This is a genomic window from Azospira sp. MPR-LB4 (assembly GCF_058809525.1).
Window position 1 is genome coordinate 3,155,743 of sequence record NZ_CM179521.1, and the last position, 17,935, is coordinate 3,173,677.

Annotated in this window: 15 protein-coding genes; 10 read left to right on the forward strand and 5 right to left on the reverse strand. The window is 68.2% G+C overall.

Going from position 1 to position 17,935, the window contains the following annotated elements:
- Positions 1 to 80 precede the first annotated feature (80 nt).
- The 4 genes from AC3QLZ_RS14815 to hemF all read left to right on the forward strand — a co-directional run bounded on the left by AC3QLZ_RS14815 (position 81) and on the right by hemF (position 4,306).
- The gene (locus tag AC3QLZ_RS14815; RefSeq protein ID WP_014236682.1) at positions 81 to 320 is read left to right on the forward strand and encodes a helix-turn-helix domain-containing protein; all 240 of its coding nucleotides are present in this window, start codon (positions 81 to 83) and stop codon (positions 318 to 320) included.
- A gap of 65 nt (positions 321 to 385) precedes the next feature.
- Complete coding sequence (gene purH, locus AC3QLZ_RS14820) at positions 386 to 1,951, forward strand: bifunctional phosphoribosylaminoimidazolecarboxamide formyltransferase/IMP cyclohydrolase (protein ID WP_014236683.1); 1,566 nt, start codon at positions 386 to 388, stop codon at positions 1,949 to 1,951.
- A gap of 85 nt (positions 1,952 to 2,036) precedes the next feature.
- Positions 2,037 to 3,320 (forward strand): phosphoribosylamine--glycine ligase, encoded by a 1,284-nt coding sequence (gene purD / locus AC3QLZ_RS14825; protein WP_014236684.1) that lies wholly within the window; start codon positions 2,037 to 2,039, stop codon positions 3,318 to 3,320.
- Between the two features lie 77 nt (positions 3,321 to 3,397).
- Complete coding sequence (gene hemF, locus AC3QLZ_RS14830; protein ID WP_014236685.1) at positions 3,398 to 4,306, forward strand: oxygen-dependent coproporphyrinogen oxidase; 909 nt, start codon at positions 3,398 to 3,400, stop codon at positions 4,304 to 4,306.
- Between the two features lie 174 nt (positions 4,307 to 4,480).
- Here hemF and AC3QLZ_RS14835 read toward each other — a convergent pair whose 3' ends face one another.
- From AC3QLZ_RS14835 to hemC, 5 genes are all read right to left on the reverse strand, one after another.
- Positions 4,481 to 4,720 (reverse strand): hypothetical protein, encoded by a 240-nt coding sequence (locus tag AC3QLZ_RS14835; RefSeq protein WP_014236686.1) that lies wholly within the window; start codon positions 4,718 to 4,720, stop codon positions 4,481 to 4,483.
- Positions 4,721 to 4,830: 110 nt separating this feature from the next.
- Positions 4,831 to 6,033 (reverse strand): heme biosynthesis HemY N-terminal domain-containing protein, encoded by a 1,203-nt coding sequence (locus AC3QLZ_RS14840; RefSeq protein WP_014236687.1) that lies wholly within the window; start codon positions 6,031 to 6,033, stop codon positions 4,831 to 4,833.
- Positions 6,030 to 7,115, reverse strand: coding sequence for a uroporphyrinogen-III C-methyltransferase (locus AC3QLZ_RS14845; RefSeq protein ID WP_014236688.1), 1,086 nt, complete (start codon positions 7,113 to 7,115; stop codon positions 6,030 to 6,032). The genes AC3QLZ_RS14840 and AC3QLZ_RS14845 overlap by 4 nt, the downstream gene beginning before the upstream one ends.
- Before the next feature lie 27 nt (positions 7,116 to 7,142).
- Positions 7,143 to 7,910, reverse strand: coding sequence for a uroporphyrinogen-III synthase (locus AC3QLZ_RS14850; RefSeq protein ID WP_014236689.1), 768 nt, complete (start codon positions 7,908 to 7,910; stop codon positions 7,143 to 7,145).
- A 142-nt stretch (positions 7,911 to 8,052) separates the two neighbouring features.
- A complete protein-coding gene (gene hemC, locus AC3QLZ_RS14855) occupies positions 8,053 to 9,012 on the reverse strand; it encodes a hydroxymethylbilane synthase (protein ID WP_014236690.1) in 960 nt (319 codons plus the stop codon).
- A gap of 198 nt (positions 9,013 to 9,210) precedes the next feature.
- Between hemC and ppc the strand changes: the two genes are divergently transcribed.
- The 6 genes from ppc (at position 9,211) to AC3QLZ_RS14885 (ending at position 17,903) form a co-directional block, all read left to right on the forward strand.
- A complete protein-coding gene (gene ppc, locus AC3QLZ_RS14860; RefSeq protein WP_014236691.1) occupies positions 9,211 to 12,018 on the forward strand; it encodes a phosphoenolpyruvate carboxylase in 2,808 nt (935 codons plus the stop codon).
- A gap of 275 nt (positions 12,019 to 12,293) precedes the next feature.
- Positions 12,294 to 12,926, forward strand: a complete 633-nt coding sequence (locus tag AC3QLZ_RS14865; protein ID WP_014236692.1) for an acetate uptake transporter — start codon at positions 12,294 to 12,296, stop codon at positions 12,924 to 12,926.
- A gap of 188 nt (positions 12,927 to 13,114) precedes the next feature.
- On the forward strand, positions 13,115 to 14,704 hold the full coding sequence (locus AC3QLZ_RS14870) for a class I adenylate-forming enzyme family protein (RefSeq protein WP_014236693.1): 1,590 nt from the start codon (positions 13,115 to 13,117) through the stop codon (positions 14,702 to 14,704).
- Between the two features lie 253 nt (positions 14,705 to 14,957).
- On the forward strand, positions 14,958 to 16,451 hold the full coding sequence (locus tag AC3QLZ_RS14875; protein WP_014236694.1) for a DegQ family serine endoprotease: 1,494 nt from the start codon (positions 14,958 to 14,960) through the stop codon (positions 16,449 to 16,451).
- A gap of 102 nt (positions 16,452 to 16,553) precedes the next feature.
- On the forward strand, positions 16,554 to 17,531 hold the full coding sequence (locus AC3QLZ_RS14880; RefSeq protein WP_014236695.1) for a VTT domain-containing protein: 978 nt from the start codon (positions 16,554 to 16,556) through the stop codon (positions 17,529 to 17,531).
- A 63-nt stretch (positions 17,532 to 17,594) separates the two neighbouring features.
- Positions 17,595 to 17,903, forward strand: coding sequence for a hypothetical protein (locus tag AC3QLZ_RS14885; RefSeq protein ID WP_014236696.1), 309 nt, complete (start codon positions 17,595 to 17,597; stop codon positions 17,901 to 17,903).
- Positions 17,904 to 17,935: the final 32 nt, after the last annotated feature.

The window sequence follows — 17,935 nt, forward strand, 5'->3', positions numbered from 1 at the left end:
GAGCCGCGCGCTTCCCGGGCAGGCCGGACGCCGCCTCACAGAGGGCGTCAGCAACACACTTTTGGAGAGGTACCTCGGCCATGAGCCGCAATAACAATGATATTTCCGCCTGCGTGTTCGGGGCACTGGAGCAGTACTTCCGGGACCTGGACGGGGAGCGTCCGGCAGCCATCTACGACATGGTCATGCGTAATGTGGAAAAACCCATGCTGCAGATCGTCCTGCAGCAGGCCGGCGGCAACCAGACCCTGGCCGCCGAGATGCTGGGCATCAACCGCAATACCCTGCGCAAGAAACTGGTGGACTACAAGCTCATCTGAGCCCCACCCGGCCCCCTTCCCGTTTCATCGCCATTCACCGTTTTCAATCTTTCACCGCATCCACCATGAAAATCCGTCAAGCCCTCATTTCCGTTTCCGATAAGCGCGGCGTTCTCGAATTCGCCCAAGGCCTGGCCGCCCAAGGCGTCAAGCTCCTGTCCACCGGCGGCACCGCCAAGATGCTGCGCGACGCCGGCCTGGCGGTCACCGAAATCGGCGACTACACCGGCTTCCCGGAAATGCTCGACGGCCGCGTCAAGACCCTGCATCCCAAGGTGCACGGCGGCATCCTGGCCCGCCGCGACCTGCCCGAGCACCTGGCCACCATCGAGCAGCACGGCATCCCCACCATCGACCTGGTGTGCGTGAACCTCTACCCCTTCCGCGAGACCGTGGCCAAGCCCAACGTCACCCTGGAAGATGCCATCGAGAACATCGACATCGGCGGCCCCGCCATGGTCCGCTCCTCCGCCAAGAACTACGCCGGTGTCGCCATCGTCACCGATCCGGCCGACTACCAGCCCCTGCTGGACGAAATGCAGGGCCACGGCGGCGAGCTGTCCCTCAACACCCGCTTCGGTCTGGCCAAGAAGGCCTTCACCCATACCGCCCGCTACGATTCCGCCATCGCCAACTGGCTCACCAGCCTGGATGAGCAGAACCAGCCCCAGCAATTCCCCGCCGCCTACCACGCCGCCTTCGACCGCGTCGAAGTGCTGCGCTACGGCGAGAACCCCCACCAGCAGGCCGCCTTCTACAAGGACCCGGTGCACACCCCCGGCGCCATCGCCAACTACACCCAGCTGCAGGGCAAGGAACTGTCCTACAACAACATCGCCGACGCCGATGCCGCCTGGGAATGCGTCAAGGTCTTCGACACCCCGGCCTGCGTCATCATCAAGCACGCCAACCCCTGTGGCGTGGCCATCGGCGGCAAGCTGCTGGAAGCCTATGAAAAGGCCTTCAAGACCGACTCCACCTCCGCCTTCGGCGGCATCATCGCCTTCAACGGCACCGTGGACGTGGATGTGGTGAACGCCATGAACGAGCGCAAGCACTTCGTCGAAGTGCTGATCGCCCCGGCCTTCACCCCCGCCGCCAAGGAACTGCTGGCCGGCAAGACCAACCTGCGGGTGCTGGAAGTGCCCCTGCAGCGCGCCTACCACGCCTTCGAATACAAGCGCGTGGGCGGCGGTCTGCTGATCCAGAGCCCGGACATGTTCAACGTCCAGCCCTCCGACCTGAAAGTGGTGACCAAGAAGGCCCCCACCGACGCCCAGCTGGAAGACCTGCTCTTTGCCTACCGCGTCGCCAAGTTCGTCAAGTCCAACGCCATCGTCTTCTGCGGCGGCGGCATGACCCTGGGCGTGGGTGCCGGCCAGATGAGCCGCGTCGATTCCACCAAGATCGCCGCCATCAAGGCCCAGGCCGCCGGCCTCTCCCTGGACGGTTCCTGTGTGGCATCCGACGCCTTCTTTCCCTTCCGCGACGGCGTGGACGTGCTGGCCCAGGCCGGCGCCAAGGCCGTGATCCAGCCCGGCGGCTCCATGCGTGACGCCGAAGTGATCGCCGCCGCCGACGAGCACGGCCTGGCCATGGTGGTCACCGGCGCCCGCCACTTCCGCCATTGATTGCGTGACGGGGCAGCCGGGCTGCCCCGCCGAGCGCATTGGTACAGTACCCAGTGCAATATCTGAGAAGCGCAAAGGACAAACAATGAAACTCCTCGTCATCGGTTCCGGCGGCCGCGAGCACGCCCTGGCCTGGAAGCTGTCCCAGTCCCCCGGCCTGCAGAAGGTCTACGTGGCGCCCGGCAACGCCGGCACTGCCCGGGAAGCGGAACTGGAAAACCTCAACATCACCGATCCGGTGGCCCTGGCCGACTTCGCCGAGAAGGAAAAGATCCACCTCACCCTGGTGGGTCCCGAGGCGCCCCTGGCGGCCGGTGTGGTCAATATCTTCCGCGCCCGGGGGCTGAAGATTTTCGGCCCCACCAAGGAAGCGGCCCAGCTGGAATCCTCCAAGGATTTCGCCAAGCGCTTCATGGCCCGCCACAAGATTCCCACCGCCGGCTTCGAGACCTTCTCCGACGCTGCCGCGGCCCACGCCTACGTGGATCGCCAGGGCGCCCCCATCGTCATCAAGGCCGACGGCCTGGCTGCCGGCAAGGGCGTGGTGGTGGCCATGGATCTGGCGGAAGCCCACGCCGCCATCGACCACATGCTCTCCGGCAACGCCCTGGGCGACGCCGGCGCCCGGGTGGTGATCGAGGACTTCCTCGACGGCGAGGAAGCCAGCTTCATCGTCATGGTGGACGGCAAGAACGTGCTGCCCCTGGCCTCCAGCCAGGACCACAAGCGCATCGGCGACGGCGACACCGGCCCCAACACCGGCGGCATGGGGGCCTATTCCCCGGCGCCCGTGGTGACCCCGGAAGTGCACGCCAAGGTCATGCGCGAAATCATCATGCCCACGGTGCGCGGCATGGAAGCCGACGGCATTCCCTTCACCGGCTTCCTCTACGCCGGCCTGATGATCGGCAAGGACGGCTCGGTGAAGACCCTGGAATTCAACTGCCGCATGGGCGACCCGGAAACCCAGCCCATCATGATGCGGCTCAAGTCCGACCTGACCAAGGTCCTGGAGCACGCCATCGCCGGCACCCTGGACCAGGTGGAAGCCGAGTGGGACCGCCGCGTCGCCCTCGGCGTGGTGCTGGCCGCCGCCAACTATCCCGATACGCCGAAGAAGGGCGATGTCATTACCGGCCTGCCGGCCCACGGCAACGCCTTCGGCGACGACGCCCAGGTCTTCCACGCCGGCACCAGCAGCGGGCCCAACGGCGAAGTGCTGACCTCCGGCGGCCGTGTGCTGTGCGTCACCGCCTTGGGCGACAACGTCAAGCTGGCCCAGAAGCGGGCCTACGAGGTGGCCGCCCAGGTGCGCTTCGACGGCGTCCAGTACCGCAAGGACATCGGCTACCGGGCCGTCAGCCGCTGAACCTTTGCGCGCAACACCACACTAAACAGCGGGGCGGCCATGACCGCCCCGTTTCTTTTCCCCTGCGAGAATTCCCCATGAGCCAGCTTCCCAGCAGCGCCCCCGTCCGCGCCTACCTCACCGACCTGCAGAACCGCATCATCGCCGCCCTCGAGGCCCTGGACGGCGGCACCTTCCGCCGCGATGCCTGGCAGCGGCCCCAGGGCGGCAGCGGCGAATCCCGGGTGATCGAGGAGAGCCACCTGTTCGAACGGGGCGGCGTCAATTTCTCCCATGTCACCGGCGGCAACCTGCCGCCGTCGGCCACCGCCAACCGGCCCGAACTGGCCGGCCGCAGCTTCGAGGCCATGGGCGTCTCCCTGGTGCTGCATCCGCGCAATCCCTACTGCCCCACGGCCCACATGAACGTGCGCTTCTTCATCGCCACGGCAGAGGGCCAGGAGCCGGTGTGGTGGTTCGGCGGCGGCATGGACCTGACCCCCTACTACGGCTTCGCCGAGGATGCCCGCCACTTCCACCAGACCTGCAAGGACGCCCTGGCGCCCTTCGGCGAGACGGTGCACCCGCGCTACAAGAGGTGGTGCGACGAATACTTCTTCCTCAAGCACCGCAACGAGCCCCGGGGCGTGGGCGGCGTCTTCTACGACGACCTCAACGAGGGCGGCTTCGAACGCTGCTTCGATCTCACCCGCAGCGTCGGCGACGCCTTCGTGCCGGCCTACCTGCCCATCCTGGAACAGCGCCGCCACCTGGCCTACGGCGAGCGGGAGCGGGACTTCCAGGCCTACCGCCGGGGCCGCTACGTGGAATTCAACCTGGTGTGGGACCGGGGCACCCTGTTCGGCCTGCAGTCCGGCGGCCGCAGCGAATCCATCCTCATGTCCATGCCGCCCGTGGTCAAGTGGCGCTACGACTGGCAGCCGGAAGCGGGCAGTGCCGAAGCCGCCCTGTACACCGACTTCCTGCCGCCGCGGGACTGGGTCTAGGGCACCCGGCCCGGGAGGCAGGCGGGAAGCCATTCTCCCGGGCATATCTGCCGAGAACGGCGTGGATACTGGCTGCTGGCGCAGGTCGTGAATCGTCCGCAACCGTCCGCCGGCGGCGGCAGCGGCCAATAAAAAAGGGAGCCATGGGCTCCCTTTTTTGTTTTGCGGGCTGGCTTATTTCAGCTTGCCCTTGACCACCTTCACCCGGTCCGGGTGCTTCACCGTCAGGTTGCCGCCGCCGCCGGTCAGATTGCCGCAGGGGCAGGCGCTCTTGATGTGGGGCACCGAGTTGATGACGGTGGTGCAGTCCAGGCACTCGTAGTAGATGTCGCCGCCGGTGGGCAGGTTGGCCGCATCGGGGGCCGGCTCCACCGGGTAGAAGTTGTAGATTTTGCGCAGATCGATGTTGAGCATGACTAGTCCCCGTATACCCTCTGTGTTGTCTGTGTTTCCCTCGTTGGGATGACCATTCTAGCGCGCTTCCCGGCTGCCGCAACAGGCCCCCGTAAGGGGCCGTCGGGCCGTCAGTTGCGGTAGAGGTCCGGGCGCGAGCCCTGGCGGTAGTGGCGGTCGGCCTCGCCGGGGCGCTCCAGCTGGTCCAGCAGCCGGGCCAGTTCCAGGTGGGCATCGCGGCTTTCCTCCACCGAGAGGGAGGCTTCCAGGTAGTTCTGGGCCTTGCCCCACAGCTTCTGCTGCAGGCACAGCCGGCCCAGGGCCAGGAGCAGGCCGGCATCCCGGGGGCGCTGCTTGAGCCAGCCCTCGGCCCGGGCGATGCGGGCGGTGAGTTCGCCGCCGTCGGCGTCGGCCACGGCCACCTGGCCGTAGATTTCCACCAGGTCCGAATTCCAGTCGTCCTCGTCGCACTTTTCCAGGGTGCTTTCCACCACCTTCAGGGCCTCGGCCTTGGCGTCCAGGCTGAGCAGGGCCCGGGCCACGGTGGCGGCCAGGCGGGGCGAGCCTTCCCGGCTGGGGATGGTGCGCAGGTAGGCGAGCAGGGAAGGGGCGTCTTCCTGGCGCTGGCGGATGTTTTCCCGGTGGGCCTTGAGGATGATTTCCCGGGCCTGTTCCGGCGCCATGGCGTCCCGTTTCTGCAGCTGGCGGGCCAGGCGCAGCACCTGTTCCCAGTCCTTGCGGCCCTGCTGGGCCTTCAGCTCCAGGCGCATGGCAGCGATGTGGCGGCCGGCGGTTTCCTGCAGCTGGCGCAGGGCATCGAGGGCGCCGCTGAAGTCCCGGGAGTCCAGGCGCATCTCGGCGGTCAGCATGAGGCGGGCCACCTTCAGGTTGTTGTCCCCTTCCGCATCCTTCAGCCACTGGCCTTCCTTGGCGTTTTCGCGCAGGGCGTGGGCGGCCCGGGCCGCCACCAGGGCGGAGAGGCCGGGCACGTAACCGGCACTGAAGGATTCCTCGGCCCGCTTCATGGACTGGCCGTAACGGCCTTCGAAGAAGTGGCGCAGGGCGTCCTGCAGGGCGGCGGCGGCCTTGTCCTTGCTGCGCCGTTCGCGGAACTCGCTGACCCGGGCGGGCAGGCCCAGGGTCAGGGAGACCAGGCGCAGCAGGCCGTGCAGCACGGCGAAGGCGGCGATGAGGCCGATGATCAGCAGGTTGAGGGAGACTTCCAGACGCCAGGGCGGGAACACCACCAGCACGTAGCCGTCATTGACCCGGGCCGCCAGGGCCAGGCCGACGGCGGCGGCGAACAGGGCGAGAATCCAGAACAGGCCTCTCATTTGCGCTCCTTGGCCAGCTTCAGGGTCTTCAGGGCGTTGAGGCTGTCGCTGAGCAGGGGCAGCTCGATGACGATTTCGGTGCCGGCCAGCTGCTTGACGCTGGCGATGGCGGTCTGCACCGACTTGTCGTTGGTGTTGAAGTAGCGCTCCAGCCAGGCCTGGGACATCTTCAGCTCGCTGCGGAAGGTCCACTGGTCCCGGGAGAGCAGGGCCAGGCGGGCGTTGAGCAGGCGCAGCTTGAGGTTCTCCCGCAGGAAGAAGCTCTGGGAGGGGGAGAGCAGGGCCGGTTCGGGGCGGTCGAAGCGCTGGATGCGCACCAGGCCCTTCACCTCGCTCCACAGATCCAGGCCCAGGCGCTGCCAGAAGCTGGTGGCGGGCGTGCCATCAGGGGCCGCTTCCTTGGCCTCCTTCTCGGGCTTGGGGCGCTCGTCGAAGGCCAGGGCCAGGGTGTCGGTGGCGACGATGATGTTTTCCAGGCGCAGGTTCATGCCGGAAACATCCACATAGGGCGCGGCACGCAGCTTTTCCAGATCCCGGTTGATGGTCTTGCGCAGGGCGGTGAACTGGGGCCGTTCGCTGCGGGAGAGGCGGGCGTCGGCGGCCTGCAGGGCCAGGATGGCGCCCTGCACGTTGCCGGCCAGCTGCAGCTGCTGGGCGGCCAGGGTGACGCTCTGCTCGATTTCGGCCAGGGCCGCTTCGTCCCGGTTGCGGGCCAGGTCCTGGTAGAGGTTTTCCAGGGCGGCCTGCTGGTTCTGGGATTCGGCCAGCTTGGCTTCCAGGGCCCCCAGCTTGGCCTGCAGACGGCCCACTTCCTCCTGGGACTGCTTGGCCACGCCCCGGGTTTCCTTGGACAGGCTGTCTGCGTCGGCCAGGCGCTTGGCCAGTTCCTGCTGCGTGTCGGAGAGCTTGATGCGGGTTTCCACCCACTGCCAGCCGGCCAGGCCCAGGGCCACCACGGCGACGCCGATCCAGGGATTGCGCCAGGCTTCCTGACGCGGCTTGGCCAGGGGCGGGGTGGGGGACGCCGCAGGCGTCGTCTCGGCAGGGGCAGGGCTCTCGTTGGGGGGCAGGGAGTCGTTCATGGCTGGGGCCGTGTTGTCTGAAGCGAATTATTGAGCCCAATTATAGGCGCATAAGCCGGCCAATAGGCCCTGGTCGGCAGGGGGCGTGAGGATGACCCGTTGCAGTCCCAGGTCCTTGGCCCCCTGGGCGATGCGCTCGTGGGGGACGAACAGGGGCGTTTGGGCCAGGCGGCGGCGGCCGTCTTCGTCCAGCAACTGCCACAGGTGGCGCAGGGCTTCGCTGGAGGAGATGATGATGGCATCAAGGCGGCCGGCGGTCCAGGCCTGTTCCAGGGCTGCAGTGCCCTGGCTCGGCGGGCGGCGGTGGTAGCAGGTGAGCACGTCCACCGTGGCGCCCCGGGCTTCCAGGGTTTCCCGCAGCAGCTCCCGGCCGCCATCGCCGCGCAGGATCAGCACCTTCTTGCCGGCCACGGCCTCGGCCTGGAATTCCGGCAGTTCCAGCAATGCCTCGGAGTCGAAACGTTCCCTGGGGGCGATGACCTGGCCCAGGCCGAAGCGGGCCCAGGCCTTTTCCGTGCCGGTGCCGACGCCGGCCGGGCGGGTGCCTGCCGGCCAGGGGCCGGCCGCCAGGAGAGTGGGCAGGGCGTGTTCCACCGCATTGGGACTGACGCAGAAGACGATGGCGTAGTCCGCCAGACGGGGGGCCACGGCCTGCAGCGGCGCCGGGTCGGCGGCCTCGATTTCCAGCAGGGGGTAGAGCAGGGGAGTGCCGCCGGCAGCGGCAATGGCCTGGGCCAGGCTGTCCGCCTGGGCCCGGGGCCGGGTGACGACGATGGTGCGGCCGGTCAGGGGCATGTCATTTTTGCCACAGAGGGCACAGAGAACACAGAGGGGAAAACCGAGAGGAGGGAATCCACGTCAGCGGCAACTCCTTGCCTTTGCTTTGCCCTCGTTTTTCTCTGCGTTCTCTATGCCCTCTGTGGCTAAGGGTTTTCAATCAGTGCTTGGCACAAGCCAGGGCGGCGAGGATTTCGCCGGCGCCCTTGGCCTTCAGGTCCTCGGCCAGCTGGCGGCCCAGGGCGGCGGCTTCCACCGGGGTGCCCCAGGCTTCGCCTTCCACCATCTGCTGGCCGTCCACGCTGGCGACGAAGCCCCGCAGCCAGACCTGGCCGTTTTTCATTTCGGCGTAGCCGCCCAGGGGAATCTGGCAGCTGCCGCCCAGGGCCCGGGAGAAGGCCCGCTCGGCGATGACGCAGGCGGCGGTGGTGGCGTCGTTGAGGGGCGCCACCCAGGCGGCGGCATCCAGGCGGTCGGCCCGCACCTCGATGCCCAGGGCGCCCTGGCCGGGGGCCGGCAGGGACTGCTCGGGGGTGAGCACGGAGCGGATGCGGTCTGAGAGGCCCAGGCGGATGAGGCCGGCGGCGGCCAGGATGATGGCGTCGTACTGGCCCTCGTCGAGCTTGCGCAGGCGGGTGTCCAGGTTGCCGCGCAGGCTGCGGATCTGCAGCTTGGGGTACTTGGCCCGCAGGATGGCTTCCCGGCGCAGGCTGGAGGTGCCGACCACGGCGCCTTCCGGCAGGTCTTCCAGGCCGCGGAACTTGTTGGAGACGAAGGCATCCCGGGGATTCTCCCGGGCGGAGATGGCCACCAGGGCGAAGCCCTCGGGCATGTCCATGGGCACGTCTTTCAGGGAGTGCACCGCCAGGTCGGCCCGGCCTTCTTCCATGGCCACTTCCAGTTCCTTGATGAAGAGGCCCTTGCCGCCGATGGTGGACAGGGGGCGGTCGAGGATCTGGTCGCCCTGGGTGGTCATGCCCAGGATGGAGACTTCGGCGCCGGCGTGGATCTCGGCTAGGCGGTCGCGCACGTGCTCGGCCTGCCACATGGCCAGGCGGGATTCCCGGGAGGCGATGACGATGCGGGAAGGAGTGGTGACATTAGCGGGCGTAGTGGTCAAAGCGGTCCCCGGAAAAGCGTGAAAATGCCGTGCGGCGGGTGGAAAAAAGTGGCGCCCATTCTAGCATGGGGGCGGGGCGCCACTTTGATGCGGCACAAAAGCGCCGTCCCCGGCGCGGCATCGGTGAAAACCCCCATAGGCGCCTCTGTTGCAGCGCAGTAATCTGGCCGGGTCATGACTCGCATCCAAGGAAAAACCGTGTCCCTGCACGCTCCCGCCCCTTCTGCCGACCTCTCTGCCGCCGCCGACAAGGACCAGCCCCTGCGGGAGGACATCCGCCTCCTGGGCCGCCTCCTCGGCGACACCGTGCGCGAACAGGAGGGCGGCGAGGCCTTCACCGCCGTCGAGACCATCCGCCAGATCGCCGTGCGCTTCGCCCGGGACCAGGAGCCGGCGGCCCGGGACGAGCTGGCCGCCATCCTCAACGGCCTGCCCCGGGACACCATGCTCTCCGTGGTGCGGGCCTTCACCTATTTCCTGCACTTCGCCAACATCGCCGAGGATCAGCACCACATCCGCCGCCGCCGCACCCATGAAATCGCCGGCTCCGAGGCGCGGGAAGGCAGTCTGGCCTACGCCCTGGAGCGCCTGGCCGAAGCCGGCGTCGGCGGCGAGGCCCTGGCCGAGGCTCTGGGTCATTCCCTGGTCTCCCCGGTGCTGACGGCCCACCCCACCGAAGTCAGCCGCAAGAGCATCCTGCACTGCCAGCGGGAGGTGGCCCGCCTGCTGGATACCCGGGACCGGGTGGCCATGACCCCGGAAGAGGCGGCCGACAACGACGCCGCCCTGCGCGCCGCCGTGCTCACCCTGTGGCGCACCCGCATGCTGCGGCCCAACCGGCTGGCGGTGGTGGACGAGGTGAAGAACGGCATCAGCTACTACGACGACACCTTCTTCGCCGAACTGCCCCGGCTCTACTGCCAATTCGAAGACCAGCTGAAATCCCGCTTCCCGGAGCAGTCCTGGGACCTGCCCAACTTCTTCCGCATCGGCAGCTGGATCGGGGGCGACCGGGACGGCAACCCCTTCGTCACCGCCGACATCCTCAAGGAAGCCCTGCGCCTGCAGTCGTCCGCCGCCCTGGATTTCTATCTCGACGAAATCCACGCCCTCGGCGCCGACCTGCCCCTGTCCCAGATGCTGCTGCCCGTGTCGGCGGAACTGGCGGCCCTGGCCGACCGCTCCCCGGACCGTTCCCCCCACCGGGCGGACGAAGCCTACCGGCGCGCCCTCACCGGCATCTACGCCCGCCTGGCCGCCACCTCCGAATCCCTGGACCGGCACCCGCCGCTGCGCCACGCCGTGGCCGAGAGCGCGCCCTATGACTCGTCCGCCGCCCTGGTAGCCGATCTCCAGGTGCTGGCCGCCTCCCTCGCCGCCCATGGCGCCGGCCTGCTGGCCCGGGGCCGCCTGCGCCGCCTGATCCGGGCGGTGCAGGTATTCGGCTTCCACCTGGCCCCCATCGACCTGCGCCAGAACTCGGACGTGCACGAACGCAGCGTCGCCGAACTGCTGGCCTTGGCCGGCCGCCTGCCTTCCGTCGAAGCCTATTCCGCCCTCGACGAAGCCGCCCGCATCGCCCTGCTGGCGGAGGAAATCGCCAGCCCCCGGCCCCTCTACTCGCCCTACCTGGCGTACTCGGAAGAAACGGCCGGCGAACTGGCCATCTTCTTCGCCGCCCGGGAACTGAAGGCCCGCTACGGCGACGCCGCCCTGCCCAACTGCATCATCTCCAAGACCGACGGCGCCTCCGATCTGCTGGAAGTGGCCCTGCTGGCCAAGGAGGCCGGGCTGCTGATTCCGGGTGCCGCACCGAAGCTGGCGGTAAACATCATTCCCCTGTTCGAGACCATCGACGACCTGCGCCGCTCCGCCCCGGTCATGGCCAGTCTCTTTGCCCTGCCGGCCTACCGGGCCCTGGTGGCCGCCCGGGGCGAGGAGCAGGAGGTGATGCTGGGCTATTCGGACAGCAACAAGGACGGCGGCTTCCTCACTTCCGGCTGGGAGCTGTACAAGGCCGAGATCGACCTGACCCGGGTTTTTGCCGCAGCAGGCGTGCGCCTGCGCCTCTTCCACGGCCGCGGCGGTTCCGTCGGCCGGGGCGGCGGCCCCAGCTATCAGGCCATCCTGGCCCAGCCCGCCGGCGCCGTCTCCGGCCAGATCCGCATCACCGAGCAGGGCGAGGTCATCGCCTCCAAGTACGCCAACCCGGAAGTGGGCCGGCGCAACCTGGAGATTCTCGCCGCCGCCACCCTGGAAGCCACCCTCACCGACCACGAAAACCGGGTGGAGCCGGCCAGGCCCTACCACGCCGTGCTCGACCGCCTTTCGCAGCTGGCCTTTTCCGCCTACCGGGGCCTGGTGTACGAGACCCCGGGCTTCACCACCTATTTCCGCGAATCGACGCCGGTTTCCGAGATCGCCAACCTCAACATCGGCAGCCGCCCGGCCTCGCGCAAGAAGTCGGAGGCCATCGAGGACCTGCGGGCCATTCCCTGGGTCTTCAGTTGGGCCCAGTGCCGCCTCATGCTGCCCGGCTGGTACGGCTTCGGCAGCGCCGTTGAGGCCTGGCTGGGCGAGCACCCGGAAGGGCGGGAGGCGGGTCTGGCCACCCTGCGCAAGATGTACCGCAACTGGCCCTTCTTCCGCACCCTGCTCTCCAACATGGACATGGTGCTGGCCAAGAGCGACATCGCCATCGCTTCCCGCTACGCCGAACTGGTGACTGATGCCGAGCTGCGCGCCGCCATCTTCGGCCGCATCAAGGCCGAGTGGGAGCGCACCCGGGAACTGCTGCTGGCCATCGAGGAACAGGCCGAACTGCTGGCGGACAACCCGCTCCTGAAGCGCTCCATCCGCAACCGCTTCCCCTACATGGACCCGCTGAATCACCTGCAGGTGGAACTGCTGCACCGCCACCGGGCCGGGGAGACGGACGAGCGCATCCGCCGCGGCATCCACCTCACCATCAACGGGGTGGCCGCCGGTCTGCGCAACAGCGGCTGATATCCCGTCAGGGTGTTTTATAAGTAATTGTTTTTACTAATCGTAATCTATTGTGCACTGCGGATTGACTGCAAATAAAGGCTCTCTATAGTGTCGGGCGAGATACGGTAAATACGATTTCATAATTCGTAATTTGTTGCGCCTGGCGGTGGTGCCAGGTGACAGTCGCTGGAAATAGGGGGGCGGGCCGCCAGGCCTTACCCCCTTTTCTGTGCCATGGCCAGGGCAGCAAAAACCGACCTCGATCCAATCAAACACAACGCGAGGGAGTTTTTATGCAGCAGCAAGCACAGGTCATGGAGACCAAGATTGTCATGTCCGACCCCACCGCCCTGGGGGTGTTCGGCCTGGCCACCGTCACTTTCGTCGCCGCCTCCGCCAAACTGGGCTGGACCAGCGGCGTCACCTACCTGATCCCCTGGGCCCTGTTCCTGGGTTCCATCGCCCAGATCTGGGCCTCCACCATCGACTTCAAGAAGAACAACTACTTCGGCGCCATCGTCCTCGGCGCCTACGGCCTGTTCTGGATCGCCGTGGCCATGCACTGGGCCATCAGCCTGGGCTGGTTCGGCGAGATCGATGCGGCCAAGGCCGACCCGCGCCAGTTCGCCTTCGCCTGTATCGCCTACTTCATCTTCTCCATCTTCATCATGGTGGCGGCTTTCGAGGCCAACAAGGTGTTCGCCGCCATCCTGGTGCTGATCAACGTGCTGCTGCCTTCCCTGGCCCTCTCCATGCTGGGCGTGGCCCCCGCCTTCTTCAGCGGTGCCGCCGCCTGGTCCGAACTGGCCATTGCCCTGCTGGGGTTCTATGCCGCCGGTTCCATCTTCATCAACAGCTACTTCGGCCGCACCCTGCTGCCCCTGGGCAAGCCCCTGGGCCTGATCCGCAAGGGCCCGGCCAAGTAGGCGCCACCATGGCAGCTCCCGCCCGGGCGGCGGGAGCGCCTGCCAGCGGGGCCGGCGAGGGCAACCTCCCCGGCCCCGTTCTTTTGCCATAAAAATATTCCAAAACAATCGTTGGGTCCGGCGCCGGCGCCTTCCTAGACTGGCTGCTGTCCGGCGGCCCTTTGCCGCCTCCCGTCTCCGGAGGCCCCATGCAGCAACCCACCACCCTCATCGCCCACCATGCCCGCTACCGGCCCGAACAGGCGGCCGTGGTCTTCGCCGACGGCCGGCAGACCCGGCGCCTCACCTGGCGCCAGTTCCACCGCCGGGTCAATCGCCTGGCCAATGCCCTGCTGGCCCTGGACATCAAGAAAGGGGACCGGGTGGCGACGGTGCTGCCCAACAGCCTGGAGCTGCTGGAAATCTACTGGGCGGTGCCGCGCATCGGCGCCGTGCTGGTGCCCCTCTCGCCCCTGCTCAACGCCGCCGGCCTCGGCAGCCTGCTGGCGGATGCGGGAGCGGCGGCGCTCTTCATCCATCCCGCTGCAGTGGCGGAAGTGGACGGCCTGGGCCAGGCCCTGCCCGCCCTGGCCCGGGAGCGCATCGTGGTGGTGGGGGAGGGCGATCCCTCATCTGCCGCGCCCTCTGATTCCGGGACTTTCCCGGGCGGCCATCCCGCCTATGCAGCCCTCACCGAGGCGGCGTCTGAAGAAGAGCCGGCGGTGCCCCACCCCGCCGGCGACGACATCTTCGCCATCATGTATTCCAGCGGCACCACGGGCCAGCCCAAGGGCATCCTGCAGTCCCACGCCTGCCGCGCCGCCTATTGCACCCTGCTGGCCTCCACCTGGCGCATGACGCCGGAGTCGGTGGTCCTGCACAGCGGCGGCATCGTCTTCAACGGCGCCCTGCTGACCATGTTCCCCGCCTTCTACCTGGGGGCCACCTATGTCCTGGCCGGGGCCTTCGATGCGGCCCTGGCCATCGACCTGATTGCGCAGGAAAAGGTGACGCACACGGTGGTGGTGCCCTCCCAGATCGTCGCCATCCTGGACCACCCGGATTTCGCCGCGGAGAAGCTGTCCAGCATCGAGACCTTCCTCTCCGTCGGCGCCCCCCTGCTGCAGGAGCGCAAGCAGGCTTTGAACCGGCTCCTGCCCAACCGCTTCTACGAGCTGTACGGCCTCACCGAAGGCTTCATCACCGTGCTCGACCGCAGCCAGTCCCTGCGCAAGCCCCTCTCGGTGGGCACCCCGCCCCAGTTCTACGAGCTGCACATCGTCGGCGAGGACGGCCGCGACCTGCCCCCCGGCGCAGTGGGGGAGGTGGTGGGCAAGGGGCCCATCCTCATGAGCGGCTACTTCAACCGGCCCGAGCTGACGGCCCAGACCCTCAAGGACGGCTGGCTGCATACCGGCGACCTGGGCTACCGGGACGAGGAGGGCTACCTGCACCTGGTGGACCGCAAGAAGGACATGATCGATTCCGGCGGGGTCAAGGTGTACCCCAAGGACATCGAGGAGGTGGCCGCCCGCCACCCGGCGGTGCGGGAGGTGGCGGTGTTCGGCATTCCCCACGACAAATGGGGCGAGACGCCCCATGCCGCCATCGTCCTGCGGCAGCCGGCGGCGGCGAGCCCGACGGAACTGCGGGACTGGGTGAACGAGCGGGTGGCGGCCAAGTACCAGCGCCTGCATTCGGTGGAGATCGTCCCCGACTTTCCGCGCAACGCCGCCGGCAAGACCTTGAAGCGCACCCTGCGGGACCCCTGGTGGGCCGGGCGGGAGCGGCAGATCTAGGGACAGGCGCGGAGCCACCATGGTGGTGGCTGCAAACCTAGAAGGGACGGCCATCTCCGCCATGTCATGCCGGAGATGGCCGTCCCTTCTGCCTCGTGGCAGGGCTTGTGTTCGGCGGCCGGCGCCCCCATTTCCTCCGGCATTGCTTGATGACGTTCTGTGTCGTCGTTGTAACACCTTGTAAGGTCAGGCGCATGGCGGCGGATTTTCGGTAGTCTTCTGCCGTGCCCCAACTTTTGGAGGATATAAGACCATGACCAAAATCCCCTTTCGCCCCCTGCCGTTCCGTTTTTCCCGCAGCGTCGCCGCCTTTGCCGCCGGCGGCCTGCTGGCCTTCGTCGCCGCCCAGGCCGACCTGTCCCTGATCTCCCGCTCCAACGCCGCCCCCGCCACGGTTGCCGCCGCCTCCGCCGCGGCCGTCCCAGGGCCCGCCGCCGGCGCGCCCCTGGCCGCTTTGCCGGACTTTTCCGCCCTGGTGGAGCAGGTGGGTTCGGCGGTGGTGAACATTTCCACCGTGACCCTGGCCAAGAACAGCAACGTCAGCGGCATCAATCCCAACGACCCCTTCTACGACTTCCTGCGCCGCTTCGGCATCGCCCCCGGCATGGGCTCCCAGCAACCCCAGGAAAGCCGCGGCATCGGCTCCGGCTTCATCGTCAGCGCCGACGGCTACGTGCTGACCAACGCCCACGTGGTAGCCGATGCCGACGAAGTGGCGGTGAAGCTCACCGACAAGCGGGAATTCAAGGCCAAGGTGGTGGGCATCGACCGCCGCAGCGACGTGGCCCTGATCAAGATCGCCGCCAGCAACCTGCCCACGGTGCGCATCGGCAGCCCGGACCGCCTCAAGGTGGGCGAGTGGGTGGCCGCCATCGGCGCCCCCTTCGGCTTCGAGAACTCCGTCACCGCCGGCATCGTCAGCGCCAAGTCCCGGGCCCTGCCGGACGAGACCTACGTGCCCTTCATCCAGACCGACGTGGCCATCAACCCGGGCAACTCCGGCGGCCCCCTGTTCAACCTCAAGGGCGAGGTGGTGGGCATCAACTCCCAGATCTACAGCCGTTCCGGCGGCTACCAGGGCATCTCCTTCGCCATCCCCATCGACGTCGCCATGAAGGTCAAGGACCAGCTGCAGAAGACCGGCAAGGTGCAGCGCGGCCGCCTCGGCGTCACCATGCAGCCGGTGACCAAGGAACTGGCCGAATCCTTCGGCCTGGCCAAGCCCGTGGGCGCCCTGGTGACCGGAGTAGACCGCAGCAGCCCGGCGGACAAGGCCGGCCTGCAGCCCGGCGACGTCATCATCGCCCTGGACGGCGTGCCCATCGAGGAGGCCACCGACCTGCCGCGCAAGGTGGGCGACAGCGCTCCCGGCACCAAGCTCGGCCTCACCGTGCTGCGGGACGGCAAGCGCCTGGAGAAGCAGGCCGTGCTGGCCGCCATGCCCAGCGAGACGGCGCCCCAGGCCCGGGGCGAGAGCGCCGGCGGCGGCCGCGTCGGACTCGCCGTGCGTTCCCTCTCCCGGGAAGAGGCGGCGGCCCTGGGCAGCAGCGGCGTGGTGGTGGTGGGAGTGAACGGTCCCGCCGCCCGGGCCGGCCTGCAGGAAGGGGACGTGGTGCTGGCGGTGAACAACGCCCGGGTCTCCTCCCCGGCCCAGCTCAAGGAACTACTGGACCAGGCCGGCAAGCGCTTCGCCCTGCTCATCCAGCGGGAGGACGCCCGCCTCTACGTGCCGGTGCGCACCGACTGAGGCCGCCGGCTTCTACTCCCCGCGGGGCCCGGGCTATAGTGACAAGCCCGGGCCCTTTTTCTTGGCCCCAACCCTTATTCCCCGCCGCCTCCGGAGCCGCCCATGGACCTTGCCCAGCTGACCGATGCCCTGCAACGGGACGCCGCCTGGGTGGTCTTCCTCAACGTGCTGCTGCAGCAACTGGGGCTGCCGGTGCCGGCGGTGCCGACCCTGCTGCTGGCCGGCAGCCTGGCCGCCTCGCCCCTGCACGGTTTGCAATTGCTGGCCGTCGCCGTGCTGGCCTCGGTCCTGGCGGACTGGGTGTGGTACCTGGCCGGACGCAGCTTCGGCTACCGGGTCCTGGCCGGCCTCTGCCGCCTCTCCATCAACCCGGGCTCCTGCGTCAGCGCCACGGAAGCCCGCTTCACCCGCTGGGGCGCCTGGTCCCTGGTGCTGGCCAAGTTCATCCCCGGCTTTTCCACCGTGGCCCCGCCCATCGCCGGCTCCCTGCGCCTGGCCCTGCCGTCCTTCCTCGCCGCCGCCGCCCTGGGCGCGGCCCTGTGGGCCGGCGGCGCCATCCTGGCCGGCTGGTGGCTGCGGGGCGAACTGCAGCAGGTGCTGGCCCGCCTGCAGGGCAACGGGAACCTGGCCCTGACGCTGCTGCTGGCCCTGCTGGGCCTGTGGCTGGGCTGGAAGTTCTGGCAGAAATACCGTTTCGAGAAGCTGTCCGCCATTCCCCACCTCACCCCGGCGGAGCTGGCCGATGCCCTGCAGTCCGCCGCCCCGCCCCTGTTCCTCGACCTGCGCGGCGAGGCCATGATACGGGAGACGGGCCTTCTCCCCGGCGCCACCGCCGCCACCCTGGACGACCCGGCGGAGCGGGCCGCCCACTGGCCCCGGGAGGCCCTGGTGGCGACCCTGTGCAACTGCCCCGCCGATGCCAGCGCCGTGCAGGCCGCCCGCCGCCTGATGGCCCTGGGCTACCGCAACGTGCGCCCGGTGCGGGGCGGCTACGAGGCCTGGCTCGCCCTGCAGGCCGGAGGTGGCGCCATGGCGGCCGTCGCCGATGAGGCTTCCAGCGGCGGCCTCTCCCGCCCATAATCGTTGCCGGCCATGACGTCGGGTTGGCGTCGCGGCCGTCCATAACGATTCAGGGAGAACATCATGCTGCTCGTCTACATCTACGTTTTCTGGTTGCTCTTCATCGTCACCATGGCCGGCAAGGCCGCCTGGCCCAAACTGACCACGGTGCCCCGGGTGCTGATCGCCCCCGCCGCCCTGGTGGCCCTGTTCCTCGACGTCTTCTTCAACATCTTCATCGCCACCATCCTCTTCCTCGACCTGCCCCGGGAATGGACCTTCACCCAGCGCCTGGAACGCTACAAGCCCGACCAGAGCTGGCGCGGCCGTCTGGCCCGCTGGATCTGCAGCAACCTGCTCGACCCCTTCCAGGTGGGCGGCCACTGCCATTGAGAGGAGGCGGGGCCGGTAGAATGGCGCACACA

Excerpts from the sequence above, each read along its gene's own strand:
- AC3QLZ_RS14845 (WP_014236688.1), bottom strand. The coding sequence starts at position 7,115 with ATGAACGACTCCCTGCCCCCCAACGAGAGCCCTGCCCCTGCCGAGACG.
- AC3QLZ_RS14840 (WP_014236687.1), bottom strand. The coding sequence starts at position 6,033 with ATGAGAGGCCTGTTCTGGATTCTCGCCCTGTTCGCCGCCGCCGTCGGC.
- AC3QLZ_RS14815 (WP_014236682.1), top strand. The coding sequence starts at position 81 with ATGAGCCGCAATAACAATGATATTTCCGCCTGCGTGTTCGGGGCACTG.
- AC3QLZ_RS14865 (WP_014236692.1), top strand. The coding sequence starts at position 12,294 with ATGCAGCAGCAAGCACAGGTCATGGAGACCAAGATTGTCATGTCCGAC.
- hemF (WP_014236685.1), top strand. The coding sequence starts at position 3,398 with ATGAGCCAGCTTCCCAGCAGCGCCCCCGTCCGCGCCTACCTCACCGAC.
- AC3QLZ_RS14885 (WP_014236696.1), top strand. The coding sequence starts at position 17,595 with ATGCTGCTCGTCTACATCTACGTTTTCTGGTTGCTCTTCATCGTCACC.
- purD (WP_014236684.1), top strand. The coding sequence starts at position 2,037 with ATGAAACTCCTCGTCATCGGTTCCGGCGGCCGCGAGCACGCCCTGGCC.
- purH (WP_014236683.1), top strand. The coding sequence starts at position 386 with ATGAAAATCCGTCAAGCCCTCATTTCCGTTTCCGATAAGCGCGGCGTT.
- AC3QLZ_RS14880 (WP_014236695.1), top strand. The coding sequence starts at position 16,554 with ATGGACCTTGCCCAGCTGACCGATGCCCTGCAACGGGACGCCGCCTGG.
- AC3QLZ_RS14870 (WP_014236693.1), top strand. The coding sequence starts at position 13,115 with ATGCAGCAACCCACCACCCTCATCGCCCACCATGCCCGCTACCGGCCC.
- AC3QLZ_RS14850 (WP_014236689.1), bottom strand. The coding sequence starts at position 7,910 with ATGCCCCTGACCGGCCGCACCATCGTCGTCACCCGGCCCCGGGCCCAG.
- AC3QLZ_RS14875 (WP_014236694.1), top strand. The coding sequence starts at position 14,958 with ATGACCAAAATCCCCTTTCGCCCCCTGCCGTTCCGTTTTTCCCGCAGC.
- AC3QLZ_RS14835 (WP_014236686.1), bottom strand. The coding sequence starts at position 4,720 with ATGCTCAACATCGATCTGCGCAAAATCTACAACTTCTACCCGGTGGAG.